The sequence below is a fragment of the Micromonospora sp. IBHARD004 genome (assembly GCF_052814115.1).
Genome location: NZ_CP199934.1, coordinates 1,552,234 through 1,564,286, shown reverse-complemented (window position 1 = coordinate 1,564,286; position 12,053 = coordinate 1,552,234). Strand labels below are relative to the sequence as shown.

At 75.3% G+C, this 12,053-nt stretch carries 14 protein-coding genes; 6 read left to right on the top strand and 8 right to left on the bottom strand.

The window, feature by feature from the left end; all coding sequences use genetic code 11:
* Window positions 1-176 precede the first annotated feature (176 nt).
* A complete protein-coding gene (gene rpmB, locus ACTWO6_RS07805; RefSeq protein WP_013284551.1) occupies window positions 177-368 on the top strand; it encodes a 50S ribosomal protein L28 in 192 nt (63 codons plus the stop codon).
* A 135-nt stretch (window positions 369-503) separates the two neighbouring features.
* Here rpmB and ACTWO6_RS07800 read toward each other — a convergent pair whose 3' ends face one another.
* Both ACTWO6_RS07800 and ACTWO6_RS07795 read right to left on the bottom strand, forming a co-directional pair.
* Entirely contained in the window at window positions 504-971 is a 468-nt protein-coding gene (locus tag ACTWO6_RS07800) for a GNAT family N-acetyltransferase (protein WP_446218985.1), read from the bottom strand.
* A 61-nt stretch (window positions 972-1,032) separates the two neighbouring features.
* Entirely contained in the window at window positions 1,033-1,980 is a 948-nt protein-coding gene (locus tag ACTWO6_RS07795) for a thiamine-phosphate kinase (RefSeq protein ID WP_446220584.1), read from the bottom strand.
* Between the two features lie 173 nt (window positions 1,981-2,153).
* Here ACTWO6_RS07795 and ACTWO6_RS07790 point away from each other — a divergent pair, with 173 nt between their 5' ends.
* A complete protein-coding gene (locus ACTWO6_RS07790; protein WP_446218984.1) occupies window positions 2,154-2,387 on the top strand; it encodes an Lrp/AsnC ligand binding domain-containing protein in 234 nt (77 codons plus the stop codon).
* Window positions 2,388-2,480: 93 nt separating this feature from the next.
* On the top strand, window positions 2,481-3,014 hold the full coding sequence (locus ACTWO6_RS07785; protein WP_446220583.1) for a DUF3515 family protein: 534 nt from the start codon (window positions 2,481-2,483) through the stop codon (window positions 3,012-3,014).
* 114 nt (window positions 3,015-3,128) lie between these two features.
* Here ACTWO6_RS07785 and ACTWO6_RS07780 read toward each other — a convergent pair whose 3' ends face one another.
* Entirely contained in the window at window positions 3,129-4,232 is a 1,104-nt protein-coding gene (locus tag ACTWO6_RS07780) for a D-alanine--D-alanine ligase family protein (protein ID WP_446218983.1), read from the bottom strand.
* Between the two features lie 288 nt (window positions 4,233-4,520).
* Between ACTWO6_RS07780 and ACTWO6_RS07775 the strand changes: the two genes are divergently transcribed.
* Window positions 4,521-5,768 carry an ATP-binding protein gene (locus ACTWO6_RS07775; protein ID WP_446218982.1) on the top strand — a complete coding sequence of 416 codons (1,248 nt, stop codon included), beginning with the start codon at window positions 4,521-4,523 and terminating at the stop codon, window positions 5,766-5,768.
* A 71-nt stretch (window positions 5,769-5,839) separates the two neighbouring features.
* Here the strand turns inward: ACTWO6_RS07775 and ACTWO6_RS07770 are convergent, their stop codons facing one another.
* From ACTWO6_RS07770 to ACTWO6_RS07750, 5 genes are all read right to left on the bottom strand, one after another.
* Complete coding sequence (locus ACTWO6_RS07770) at window positions 5,840-6,895, bottom strand: ROK family protein (protein ID WP_446218981.1); 1,056 nt, start codon at window positions 6,893-6,895, stop codon at window positions 5,840-5,842.
* A 244-nt stretch (window positions 6,896-7,139) separates the two neighbouring features.
* Entirely contained in the window at window positions 7,140-7,931 is a 792-nt protein-coding gene (locus ACTWO6_RS07765; RefSeq protein ID WP_446218980.1) for a putative protein N(5)-glutamine methyltransferase, read from the bottom strand.
* A 160-nt stretch (window positions 7,932-8,091) separates the two neighbouring features.
* Window positions 8,092-9,246 (bottom strand): cystathionine gamma-lyase, encoded by a 1,155-nt coding sequence (locus ACTWO6_RS07760; RefSeq protein ID WP_446218979.1) that lies wholly within the window; start codon window positions 9,244-9,246, stop codon window positions 8,092-8,094.
* Window positions 9,247-9,253: 7 nt separating this feature from the next.
* Window positions 9,254-10,261 (bottom strand): NAD(P)H-dependent glycerol-3-phosphate dehydrogenase, encoded by a 1,008-nt coding sequence (locus ACTWO6_RS07755; RefSeq protein WP_446218978.1) that lies wholly within the window; start codon window positions 10,259-10,261, stop codon window positions 9,254-9,256.
* A gap of 76 nt (window positions 10,262-10,337) precedes the next feature.
* Entirely contained in the window at window positions 10,338-11,063 is a 726-nt protein-coding gene (locus ACTWO6_RS07750; RefSeq protein ID WP_446218977.1) for a lysophospholipid acyltransferase family protein, read from the bottom strand.
* Between the two features lie 114 nt (window positions 11,064-11,177).
* On the opposite strand from ACTWO6_RS07750, the gene cofC reads away from it, so the two are divergent.
* Window positions 11,178-11,825: a 2-phospho-L-lactate guanylyltransferase gene (cofC, locus tag ACTWO6_RS07745; protein ID WP_446218976.1), complete on the top strand. Its 648-nt coding sequence runs from the start codon at window positions 11,178-11,180 to the stop codon at window positions 11,823-11,825.
* A gap of 23 nt (window positions 11,826-11,848) precedes the next feature.
* Window positions 11,849-12,046: a cold-shock protein gene (locus tag ACTWO6_RS07740; RefSeq protein ID WP_446218975.1), complete on the top strand. Its 198-nt coding sequence runs from the start codon at window positions 11,849-11,851 to the stop codon at window positions 12,044-12,046.
* The last annotated feature ends 7 nt before the right edge of the window (window positions 12,047-12,053 follow it).

The following is a 12,053-nucleotide window of genomic DNA, read 5'->3' as shown; positions in this document are numbered from 1 at the left end:
GTCCACCGGCCCGGCCCGCCGGCCGGCCCACCCCGGGCACCGGTACGCTGGGCTGGCCCGAGCCGCCGCCGACCGGGCCGGTTGGGCGTACCGGCGGGTCATCGGGTAACCTGACCAGGTTGCCCGGGCAGCGCCTGGCGGCGACCTCATGAACGTTTCAATCCCAGGAGTATCCCGTGGCTAGCGTGTGCGACGTCTGTGGCAAGGGACCGGGCTTCGGCCACAACGTGTCCCACTCGCACCGGCGGACCAACCGCCGCTGGAACCCGAACATCCAGTCGGTGCGTACCCCGGCCGGTGGCGGCACCACCAAGAAGTTGCAGGTCTGCACCTCGTGCATCAAGGCCGGCAAGGTCACCCGCGCCTGACGCGGTGAGCCTCCAGCTTCCAGAACCACCCAGCACCGGCGGGCCCTGACGGCCCGCCGGTGCTGTCGTGTCCGGGCACGGTGACGCCGGCCGGGTGCGCGCCGACCGAGGCGCGACGCACCCGCCGGACCAGGGTCAGAGGGTGCGGCCGAAGGAGAGGCAGCCGGGGGCGTCCTGGTAGAAGCCGAAGTTCGGGATCCGCTCGTACCCGGCCGAGGTGTACATGGCGATCGCCTCGGGCTGCTTGTCGCCGCACTCCAGGATGATCCGCTTCCGGCCCTGCTCCCGGGCCGAGCGCTCGACCGCGGCCAGCACCGCCCGGGCCACGCCCCGCCCCCGGGCCGCCGGCGCGGTGTACATCCGCTTCAGCTCCGCCGCCTCCCCGTCGTCGCCGTGGCTGCGCCAGCCGCCGCAGCCCACCGGCTTCCCGCCGAGGTAGGCCACCAGGAAGGCGCCGGCCGGCGGCTCGAACTCCGCCGCGTCCACCGGGGTGTCGTCGCCGCTGCCGCCGTACCGCTCGCCGAGGTCGGCCAGGGCCGCCCGGATCAACGCCTGCGACTCGGGCGCGTCGAAGCGCTGCGCCCGGATCTCGATCTCACTCACGCCTGAAGGGTACGACCGCCGCCGCCGCGCCCCGGGCCCGTCCGCCCGGTTCGGTCGCAGATCACTCCGACCGGCGAAAATGGTCCCAGCCGGCCGGCCCGGCGTACGCCACGCCGTCCACGGTCACCCCCGCGCCCTCGGCCACCCGCCCGATCGGCCGCCACCGCTCCGGCAGCGCCACCGCCGGCGGGAAGGTCGCGGCCAGGGCGTGGTCGTCGCCCCCGGCGAGGATCCAGGAGTACGGGTCGACGCCGAGCGCCTGCGCCGCGTCCCGCATCTGCCGGGGCACCTCGAAGGCGTCCCGCCGCAGGTCGACGCCGACGCCGCTGGCCTTCGCCACGTGGCCCAGGTCGGCCAGCAGCCCGTCCGACACGTCGATCATGGCGGTGGCGCCGAGCGCGGCGGCCTCCGGGCCGGCCGGATAGGGCACCTCGGGCCGCCGGAACGCCTCCACCAGCAGCCGGGGCGTCCGGAAGCCGCGGGACAGCACGGTGTAGCCGGCCGCCGCCCAGCCGGTCCGCCCGGCCAGGGCCACCACGTCGCCGGGCCGCGCCCCGGAGCGGACCACCGGCGGCCGGTCCGCCAGGTCGCCGAGGGCGGTGACCGCGATGGTCAGCGTCGGACTGGCGGACATGTCCCCACCGACCACGCTCGCGCCGACCAGGGCCGCCTCCGCACCCAGGCCGTCGGCCAGCTCCTCCGCCCAGCTCGTGTCCAGATCCGTTGGCATGCAGAGGGCGACCAGCAGCGCGGTGGGGGTGGCGCCCATCGCCGCGATGTCGGCCAGGTTCGCCGCCGCCGCCCGGTGCCCCACGTCCCGCGCGGTCGACCAGTCCCGGCGGAAGTGCCGCCCCTCGACCAGCACGTCCGTGGAGGCCACCACCCGCCGGTCCGGCGCCGCCACCACCGCCGCGTCGTCACCGGGGCCGAGCAGGCAGCTCTCCCCGTACGTGAACCGGGCGGTGACCCGGTCGATCAGCCCGAACTCCCCGACACCCGCGACCGTCATCGCCGTCCCCTCGTCGCTCCACTCGTCCCGCACCCGGGCCACCCGCAGTCTGCTCCGGCGGTGCGTGCCCTCGCTCACCGCGTCCACCCGGCCACCGATAGGGATCAGGCCTGCTCCGTAAGGTAGTTTCACCCTTCGGGCCGCCCCAGGCGGCGACGGACGGAGGTCGAGTCGTGGTACAGGCGTACATCCTCATCCAGACCGAGGTCGGTCGGGCGCGTGACGTGGCCGATCTGATCGCGGACCTTGCCGGCGTGGTACGGGTCGACGCCGTCACCGGGCCGTACGACGTGGTCGTCCTCACCGAGGCGAACACCGTCGACGAGCTCGGCAAACTCATCGTCAGCAAGGTGCAGATGGTGCCCGGCATCACCCGCACCCTCACGTGTTCGGTGGTGCGCCTGTAAGTGGACGAGATCACTGTCTCCCCCGCTCCCGAGGAGTCCCGCCCGGCCGACGAGGCGCCGCGCCCGGACCGGGCGACCCGCCGCGCCGCGCTGATGGCCACGTTGATCGCGCTGCCGGTGACCGTGGCGGTGGCCGGCTTCACCTTCGCGAAGCTCGCCCCGGACGAGCCGGCCGCCGCGCCGCGCCCCTCGGCGACCGCCGCCCGGCCGCAGTCCACCACCCCGGTCGAGCTGCCCGCCCCGACGCTGGCCGAGCGGCCCGCGACGGTCTGCCGCGCCCTGGTGTCGCAGCTCCCGGAGCGGATACGCGACCTGGCCCAGCGGCCGGTCACCGCCGGCCCCGAGCAGAACGCCGCGTACGGCGACCCGGCGCTGACCGTCGCCTGCGGTGGTACGCCGCCGATCGTCCAGCCCACCGACGAGGTGTGGTCGGTCAACAAGGTCTGCTGGCACGCGGTGCAGGAGGCCGACGCCACCGTGCTGACCACCGTCGACCGGGAGACCCCGGTCCGGGTCCGGGTGCCCCGGCAGTACGAGCAGCCGCTGCAGTGGGTCAGCCCGATATCCGACACCATCGTCGCCGCGGTCCCCTCGGCGAAGTCCGCCCCCGCCGGCTGCACCGCCTGACCTGCGCTCCGCGGGCTCCCCGCGGCAGCCGCCCAGCTTTGCGGACGGCGCCACCTTCCCGGCTCAGGGAGGCGCGGCGCCGTCGCTGCTGTGGCGACCCCTGGACCGGGCCGGTCAGCGGCCGGCGTTGCGGTGCAGGGCGGTACGGATCAGGCGGTTGACCAGCTTCGGGTACTCCAGGCCGCTGGCCGCCCACATCCGCGGGAACATCGACGTCGGGGTGAAGCCGGGCATCGTGTTGATCTCGTTGAGGTAGACGTCCAGCTCCGGGGTGACGAAGAAGTCGACCCGGGCCAGGCCGGAGCAGTCCAGCGCGGTGAAGGCCCGGGTGGCGTACTCCTGGACCTGGCGGGTGACCCGCTCGGGCAGGTTGGCCGGGACGTCGTACTCGCAGACCTCGTCGGCGTAGATGTACTTCGCCTCGAAGTCGTACCAGCCGTGGTCGCCCACCATCCGCACCTCGGCAAGCACGGACGCCTCGGGCGCGCCGCCGGCCTCGCCCTCCAGCACGCCGCACTCGATCTCCCGGCCGACGACCGCGGCCTCGACCAGCACCTTGGTGTCGATCTCGCGGGCCGTGGCGACCGCCGCATCGAGCTGCGCCCAGTCGTCGACCTTGGTGATGCCGAAGGACGAGCCGGCGCGGGACGGCTTGACGAAGACCGGCAGTCCCAACCGCTCCTTGTCCGCCTCGCTCAGCGTCATCCCGTTGCGCAGCACCACGTACGGGCCGACCGGGATGCCCTCGGCGACGCAGAGCTTCTTGGTGAACTCCTTGTCCATCGCGGCGGCGGAGGCGAAGACGTTCGCCCCGACGTACGGGATGTCGGCCATCTCCAGCATCCCCTGGATGGTGCCGTCCTCGCCGTACGCCCCGTGCAGCACCGGGAAGACCACGTCCACGTCGGCCAGCGCGCGCGGGCCCTCGGCCGGGTCGAGCACCATGAGGCCGCCCGCGGTCGGCTCGGCGCGCAGCACCAGAGCGGTGCCGGCGGCGGCGGTGATCTCCGGCAGCTTGCGCGCCTGGATCGACAGCTGGCTCGGGTCGCCGCTGGTCAGCACCCACTGGCCCTGCCGGGTGATGCCGACCGGCACCACCTCGAACTCGTCCGGGTCGAGGGCGCCCAGCACGCTGCCGGCGCTGACGCAGGAGATGCCGTGCTCGGGGCTGCGGCCGCCGAACACGATCGCCACACGGGTCTTGCCTGGGGTGGTCACTCGAGGTCACCTCTTCGCTCGCGACTGCGGCTGGCCGTGCTCGCCGGTGGCGCTCACCCGATTGACCTTACTGTGCGTGGCGAGAACCCGAAGCCGATACCCGGTGAGCCCAGCCGGGCGGCGCAACCGGTCAACCCGTCGTATACGGGGGGTAACCGCCGCTCGGGGCATCAGTCGGTCGCGCCCGCCACCAAGGTGATGGCCCGGACGAGCGCGCCGGGCGGCCGGTGGCGGGCCGGGCCGGAGGGTGAGCGGGGCGGGCTGGCGGCGCACTACGCTCCTCGTCCTATGAGCGCCGATCCCCTCATCGACAGCCTGCTGGCCGCCCTCGACGCCCGCCCGGACGACCTGCCCCTGCGCCTGCACCTGGCCGGGCTGCTGCTGGACTCCGGCCGGAGCGCGGAGGCGATCGCGCAGATCGGGCAGGCGCTCGCCCGGGACCCGGGCAACGACCAGGCGCAGGCCCTGATGCAGCGGGCGCTGGGCGGGCCCGCGCCGGCGGCGGCGCCGGCCGCGCCGCGCCCCGCCCCCGCCGAGCCGCCGGCGCCCGGGGACGACCCGCTGGCCGCGTACGAACAGGAGCTGGCCGACGTCGTGCCGCCGCGCTTCGCGCGGGCCGGCGACGAGCCGGAACCGGTCGTGGGCGAGGCCGACCGGGTGTACGACGTGGAGGCCTCCACGGTCCGGCTCGCCGACGTGGGCGGCATGACGGCCGTGAAGGAACGCCTGGAGCTGGCCTTCCTCGGCCCGCTGCGCAACCCGGAGCTGCGCCGAATGTATGGCAAGAGCCTGCGCGGCGGGCTGATGCTGTACGGCCCGCCCGGCTGCGGCAAGACCTTCCTCGCCCGGGCGGTGGCCGGCGAGATGGGCGCGAAGTTCCTCTCGTTGTCCATCGTCGACGTGCTCGACATGTGGATCGGCAACTCGGAGCGCAACCTGCACGAGCTGTTCGAGGCGGCCCGGCGCAACGCGCCCTGCGTGCTCTTCCTCGACGAGGTCGACGCCCTGGGCCACAAGCGCTCGCAGGTCTCGTCGAGCTCGATGCGGACGCTGGGCAACCAGCTGCTGGCCGAGCTGGACGGCATGGAGGGCAACAACGAGGGGGTCTTCGTGCTGGCCGCGACGAACACCCCGTGGGACGTGGACCCGGCGCTGCGCCGGCCGGGGCGGCTCGACCGGGTGGTGCTGGTGCTGCCGCCCGACGCCGAGGCCCGCGCGGCGATCCTGGAGTACCACCTGCGGCAGCGGCCGATCGCCAACATCGACCTGCGCAAGGTGGTCGCGGCGAGCGAGGACTTCTCCGGCGCCGACCTGGCCCACCTCTGCGAGACCGCCGCCGAGTTCGCGATGGCCGACTCGGTACGCAGCGGCGAGGTCCGGATGATCGAGCAGCGGGACCTGGAGCGGGCGCTGAAGGAGGTCCGCCCCTCGACCCGGCCCTGGCTCTCGACCGCCCGCAACGTCGCCATGTTCGCCAACGAGGGTGGCGTCTACGACGACCTGGTGGCGTACCTGAAGCGGCGCAAGCTGCTCTGACGGCTCAGCCGACGCTCTCCGGAACGGGCGGGCGTCGGCCGTGGCGTGGGCGTTCAGCTCGGTCGCGGTGGTCAGCCGGCGACCACCGGGCCGGCTGCCGGTGCCCCCGCGCGCAGGGTCTCCAGCGCCGCGATGGCCACCCCGCGCGCCCCGGCCATGTCCCGGTCGGGCACCAGCGCGAAGGTGGCGACGGCGGCCTGCTCGGCGCGGAGCACGGTGTGCTGCGCGACCGTGGCGAGGAACCAGTCGCGGAACTCGGGCGCCGCCTCCACCACCCCACCCCCGACGAAGTACGCGTGCGGGTCGGTGAAGTTGGCCGCGATGGTGAAGAGCCGGCCCAACGCCGTCGCCTGCTGGGCGAAGACCTCCCGGGCCAGCGCGTCGCCGCGCTCGCCGTACCCGCGGACGAGCTTCGCCGCCCGGCCCGGCTCCTCGGCCGCGAGTGGATGCCCGGGATACCGGCCCAGCCAGTACGGCAGCAGGTTCCGCTCGATCGCGGTCAGCGAGGCGACGCTCTCCGCGTCCCCGCTGAAGCCGCAGGCGCAGGTGGGCACCGACTGACGGGGCGCGAGCAGGCCGTCCAGCGGGATGTGCACGTGCCCGAACTCCCCCGCCATGCCGGCGGCCCCGGCGACCACCCGACCGCTCTCCACCACCCCACCGCCGAGCCCGGTGCCGACGATGGCGGCGACCGAGGAGCGGCGCAGCGCGTCCGCGCCGAAGTGCACGTGGTGTGCGTAGAGGGCGGCCGCGTTGCCGTCGTTGTGGTAGATCACCGGGAGGCCGAGCCGGCGCTCCAGCGCGCCGCGCACGTCGTAACCCCGCCATTCCGGCTGGGAGAAGTTGGTCGAGCCGCGCGACGAGATCACCCCGGTGGCGCTCGCCGGCCCCGGGGTGTCCAGGCCGACCGCGCGGACCAGCTCGTGGGGCACGCCGGTCAGCGCCAGCACCCCGTCCAGCGCCCGGGCCAGCGCCTCGATCGCCGCTTCGGGGCCGGCCTGCACCTCACTCGGTATCTCCACCAGCCCGTCCACCAGGAACCGGCCGTCGACGGTCAGGACGGTCGCGTTGTTGCTGTTCCCGCCGTTGTCGAGACCCACCACCACCGGCACACCCGCGCTGCCCACCCCGCCACCGCCCTCCGCCGAGCCCGTCCCGACCTGAGGCTAGTTCCACGTTCACCGTCCCGCCATTCCCCGGTCACCCGACACCGCCGGCCCACCACGCCACGAGCCACACCGGACGGACAACGAGCGGACCGCGACCGACGGATCCCCCTGGCGACCGACGGGTCAGCGGATCGGCGGCGGGCCTGGCGGGTCAGGCGGGTTCGTCGTGCCACCAGCGAGCGCGACCCGGCACCATGGCCGCTCAGCCGGGTCGGCGGGCGGTGACGGCGGTGCCGTCGAGGTCCTCGTCGCGGACCACCGTCGGTGCCAGGCCGAGGGTGGCGAACGCCGCGCAGAGCGCGTCGACCTGCCCCTCGCTGATCTCCACCACCAGGTGCCCACCCGGGGCGAGCCACTCGGCCGCGCCGGCAGCCACCCGGCGCAGCACGGCCAGCCCGTCCACGCCGCCGTCGAGCGCCACCGGGGCCTCGTGCAGCCGCGCCTCGGACGGCATCAGCGCCACCGCCCCGCTCGGCACGTAGGGGGCGTTCGCCAGCACCAGGTCGAGCCGGCCGCGCCACTCGGGCGGGATCGGCGCGAACAGGTCGCCCTGGAACACCGGCACGCCCAGCGGGGCGAGGTTGCGTCGGGCACAGGCCACCGCTGCCGGGTCGACGTCGGCGGCGGCCAGCCAGCGGGGCGCGAGCCGGGCGTGCAGCACCAGGGCGGCGGCGCCGGAGCCGCAGCAGAGGTCCAGCACGGCCGGCGCGGGACCGGCCAGCGCCGTGGCGGCGGCGACCAGCAGGGCGGTCCGCCCCCGGGGCACGAAGACGCCGGGATCGACGGCCACCCGCAGGCCGCAGAACTCGGCCCAGCCGAGCAGGTGCTCCAGCGGCAGGCCGGCGACCCGGCGGTCGACCAGGTCGGCCAGCGCCTCGGCCGAGTCGGCGGCGTCGATCAGCAGCTCCGCCTCGTCCTTGGCGTAGACGCAGCCGGCGGCGCGCAGCCGGCGGACGAGGGCGGTGCGGTCGGGAAGGAACGGGGATGGTGCCATGGGAACCTCCGGGAACGCTCGTCGGCGCTCCCGGCGTCGCCTACTTCCGGGGCGACGCGGACGCGGAGGGGAGCGCCGGTCCTGTCTGGTGGATCGGTCTCACCTCCTCCGGTCGGGGCCCGCTCGGGCCGGGACGGCTCAGGGCCGGGGTCACGATAGCTCAGCCGGTGACCGCCGCGCCGCCCGGCGCGGCCCGGCCGTCCCCGGCGCTCGCGTCCAGCGCGGCCGCGACGTCGGCCACCAGGTCGGCGGTGTCCTCCACCCCGCAGGAGAGCCGGACGAAGCCGGGCGCGGTGTCGTCGCCCCACTGGGCCCGCCGGTCGGCGGTGGTGTGCACGCCGCCGAACGAGGTCGCGGCGGCGACCAGCCGGGCCGCGTCGAGGAAGCGGGCCACCCGGTCGGCGTCCCCGAGGTCGAACGAGAGCACCCCGGGCATCCTGCGCATCTGGACCGAGGCCACCGGGTACGCCGGGTCGCCGGGCAGCCCGGGCCAGCGCAGGCCGGTCACGTCGGCGCGGTCGGCGAGCAGCCGGGCGAGCGCCTCGGCGTTGGCGGACTGCCGGGCCAGCCGCAGGTCCATCGTCGCCAGGGACCGGTGGGCCAGCCAGGCGTCGAAGGCCCCCGGCACGGCGCCGGTGGTGGTCCGCCAGGCGGTCACCGGCTCCAGCAGCTCGGCCGAGCGGGTGACCACGTAGCCGAGCAGCAGGTCGGAGTGCCCGGTCAGCGCCTTGGTGCCGGAGGCGACCACGACGTCGGCGCCGAGCTCCAGCGGTCGCTGCCCGAGCGGGGTGGCGGTGGTGTTGTCAACCGCGACCAGAGCGCCGGCGGCGTGCGCCCGGGCGGCGAGCGCCGGCACGTCGGCCACGTCCAGGCCCGGGTTCGCCGGGGTCTCCAGCAGCACCAGCCGGACGCCCTCGAACGACGGGTACGGCCCGGCGGTCGGCACGAAGCCGACCCGGACGCCGATGCCCTCCAGGGTGCTCGTGGCGAAGGCCCGGACCGGGAAGTAGCCGTCGGCGGGGAGGAGCACGGTGTCGCCGGGGCGGAGCAGGGCCAGCAGCAGCCCGGTGATGGCCGCCTGGCCGCTGGCGAAGACCCGGCAGTCGCCGCCCTCCAGTTCGCCGATCGCCGCCTCCAGCAGCCGGCGGGTCGGGTTGTCGGGCCGCCCGTACCCGTTCGGCGTCGCCGCCGGCCCCTGCCACGGGTCCAGGTGGTAGGGCGCGGCGAAGACCGGTCCCGGCAGGAACGGCTCCCCCGGCGTCGGCGCGGGCAGTCCGGCGTGCACGCAGCGGGTGCCGTCGCGGAACTCGGTCATCGCCGCCTCACTCGTACGACTCGGGCTTGGCGGTCCGGCTCATCAGGGCGTCCACGGCCAGCCGCGGGTCCATCCCCTCGTGGCAGATCCGCTCGATCTGCTCGGTGATCGGCATTTCCACCCCGTGCGCCCGGGCCAGGTCACGGATGGCCAGGCAGCTCTTCACGCCCTCGGCGGTCTGCCGGGTCGCGGCCTGCGCCTGCTCCAGCGTCTCGCCCCGGCCGAGGTGCTCGCCGAAGGTGCGGTTGCGGGCCAGCGGCGACGAGCAGGAGGCGACCAGGTCGCCCATGCCGGCCAGGCCGGCGAAGGTGATCGGGTCGGCGCCGAGCGCCACGCCCAGCCGGGCGGTCTCGGCCAGCCCCCGGGTCATCAGCATCGCCCGGGTGTTGTCGCCGAAGCCCATCGCGGTGGCGATGCCGTACGCCAGGGCGATCACATTCTTGACCGCCCCGCCCAGCTCGCAGCCGATCACGTCGTCGTTGGTGTACGGCCGGAAGTACGGCGTCCGGATCGACGACTGGACCAGGGCGGTCCGCCGGGAATCGGTGCCGGCGACCACGGTCGCGGCCGGCTGCTCGGCGGCGATCTCGGGGGCCAGGTTGGGCCCGGAGACCACCACCACCCGGTCGGCGGGCACCCCGGCGGTCTCCGTGATCACCTGACTCATCCGCTTGGTGGTGCCCAGCTCGATCCCTTTCATCAGGGAGACCAGCGTGGCGTCGGGGTCGAGGTGGCCGGTCCACTGGGCCAGGTTGCCGCGCAGGGTCTGCGACGGGACGGAGAGCACCACGATCTCGGCCCCGGCGATGGCCTCCTCGGCGTCGCCGGTCGCGGTGACCCGGTCAGGCAGCCGCACGTCCGGCAGGTAGTCCGGATTGTGCCGCTGGGACCGGATCGCGTCGGCGACCGCCCGCCGCCGGGCCAGGATCGTCACGTCCCGGCCGGCATCGGCGAGGATCTTGGCGAACGCGGTGCCCCACGACCCCGCGCCGAGCACCGCCACGTGGCCGGTCATGCCGTCGCCTCCCCACTCTCGACGCCGCCGAGCGGCACCACGACACAGCCGGGCGGCACCACGGCGCTGAGCGGGTTCATTCGGTCCCCTCGGGAGTACGCGAACGGGCGGGACGTTCCCACAGCGGCGGGGGTGTGCCGCCGCGGATCTCCGCGACCATGTCGCGCAGCCGCAGCATGATCGTGTCGGTCATCTCCTCCAGCACCGCCCGGGTCGGCGTGGCGCCCGCCCAGCGGCTCAGGTCGACCGGCGGCCCGGCGACCACGGTCACCGGACTCCGGGGCCGCAGGCCGAACCGGGTGGTCCGCGGGTCGAACAGCCGCTCCGGCCCCCACATCGCCAGCGGGATCACCGGCGCGCCGGTGGCCAGCGCCAGCCGGGCCGCCCCGGTCTTGCCCTTCATCGGCCACAGCTCGGGCTCCCGGGTGGTCGTCCCCTCCGGGTAGATCACCACCGCGCCGCCCTCGGCCACGGCGGCGACCAGCTTGTCCAGCGACTTCACCGCGTCCACGGTGCCGCGCTCCACCGGAATCTGCCGGCACCGGTGCAGGATCCACCCGATCACCGGGACCCGGAACACGCTCGCCTTGCCCAGGAACTGCGGCCAGCGCCCGGCGTCGTGGATGAAGTGCGCGGCCACCAACGGGTCGGCGTGCGAGATGTGGTTGGGCACGATGATGATGCCGCCGGGGCGGCTCAGCTCCTCCACGCCCCGCCAGGTGCGCCGGGTCCAGACGGTCATCACCGGCTTGACCAGCAGCACGGCGAACCATTGCCAGAATCCCAGCCTTCGCCGTCCCACCGTGCCTCCTCGTCGTGCCCCGACCCGCGCGCCCACGTCCCGCGACGAAATCATGCCTGCTCGCCCCGGGTCCGGCCAGTGAGGGTACCGCCGTCCGACTGGCAGGATTGTCACGTGGCTGAGCCGACCTGGACCGTGGTGGTGCCGGTGAAGCGTCTCCCGGCGGCGAAGAGCCGCCTGCGGGGCGCGCTGCCGGCCGTACCCCATGAGGAGCTGGCGCTGGCCCTGGCGGCCGACACGGTCCGCGCGGTGCTGGCCTCCCCGGCGGTGGTCGAGCTGCTGGTGGTGACCGACGACACCCGCGCGGCGGCGGAGCTGGCCGCGGCGGGCGCCCGGATCGTGCCGGACCCGCCGGACGCCGGGCTGAACGCCGCCTTCCGGCACGGCGCCGCGGCCGCCGGCCGGCACGCCCGGGTGGCCGGCCTCACCGCCGACCTGCCGGCGCTGCGCCCGGCCGAGCTGACGGCGGCGCTCGCCGCGATCCCGGCCGGCCCGCCGGGGGTACGCCGGTTCGTGGCCGACGCCCCGGGCGGCGGCACGGTGCTGCTCGCGGCCCCGGCGGGCGTGCCGCTGGAGCCCCGGTTCGGAGTGGCCTCGGCGGCCGCGCACGCGGCGAGCGGCGCGCTGCCGCTGGCCGGCGACTGGCCCAGCCTGCGCCGGGACGTGGACACCGCGGACGACCTGGCGGCCGCCGCCCGGCTCGGCCTCGGCCCGCGCACCGCGGCGCTCCTCGGGGCCGACGCCGCCGCGGCCCCGGCCTGACCGGCCGGGTGTACGGTGCTGGCATGCAGGGCACGGTGGCCACCTTCGACGCGTCGACCCGCAGCGGCGTGCTGCTCCTTGACGACGGCACCGAGCTGTCCTTCCCGGCCCGCGCCTTCGACGCCTCCGGCCTGCGCCTGCTCCGCCTCGGCCAGCGGGTGCGCATCGACGTCGATGCGACGGGCACGGTGGTCCGGGTGACGTTGCCGACCATGGCCTGATCACCCT

Bases quoted from the DNA above. Each gene is read 5' to 3' on its own strand.
- ACTWO6_RS07795 (WP_446220584.1), bottom strand. From the start codon at position 1,980: ATGACGGTCGCGGGTGTCGGGGAGTTCGGGCTGATCGACCGGGTCACC.
- ACTWO6_RS07785 (WP_446220583.1), top strand. From the start codon at position 2,481: ATGGCCACGTTGATCGCGCTGCCGGTGACCGTGGCGGTGGCCGGCTTC.
- ACTWO6_RS07775 (WP_446218982.1), top strand. From the start codon at position 4,521: ATGAGCGCCGATCCCCTCATCGACAGCCTGCTGGCCGCCCTCGACGCC.
- ACTWO6_RS07765 (WP_446218980.1), bottom strand. From the start codon at position 7,931: ATGGCACCATCCCCGTTCCTTCCCGACCGCACCGCCCTCGTCCGCCGG.
- ACTWO6_RS07760 (WP_446218979.1), bottom strand. From the start codon at position 9,246: ATGACCGAGTTCCGCGACGGCACCCGCTGCGTGCACGCCGGACTGCCC.
- ACTWO6_RS07755 (WP_446218978.1), bottom strand. From the start codon at position 10,261: ATGACCGGCCACGTGGCGGTGCTCGGCGCGGGGTCGTGGGGCACCGCG.
- ACTWO6_RS07740 (WP_446218975.1), top strand. From the start codon at position 11,849: ATGCAGGGCACGGTGGCCACCTTCGACGCGTCGACCCGCAGCGGCGTG.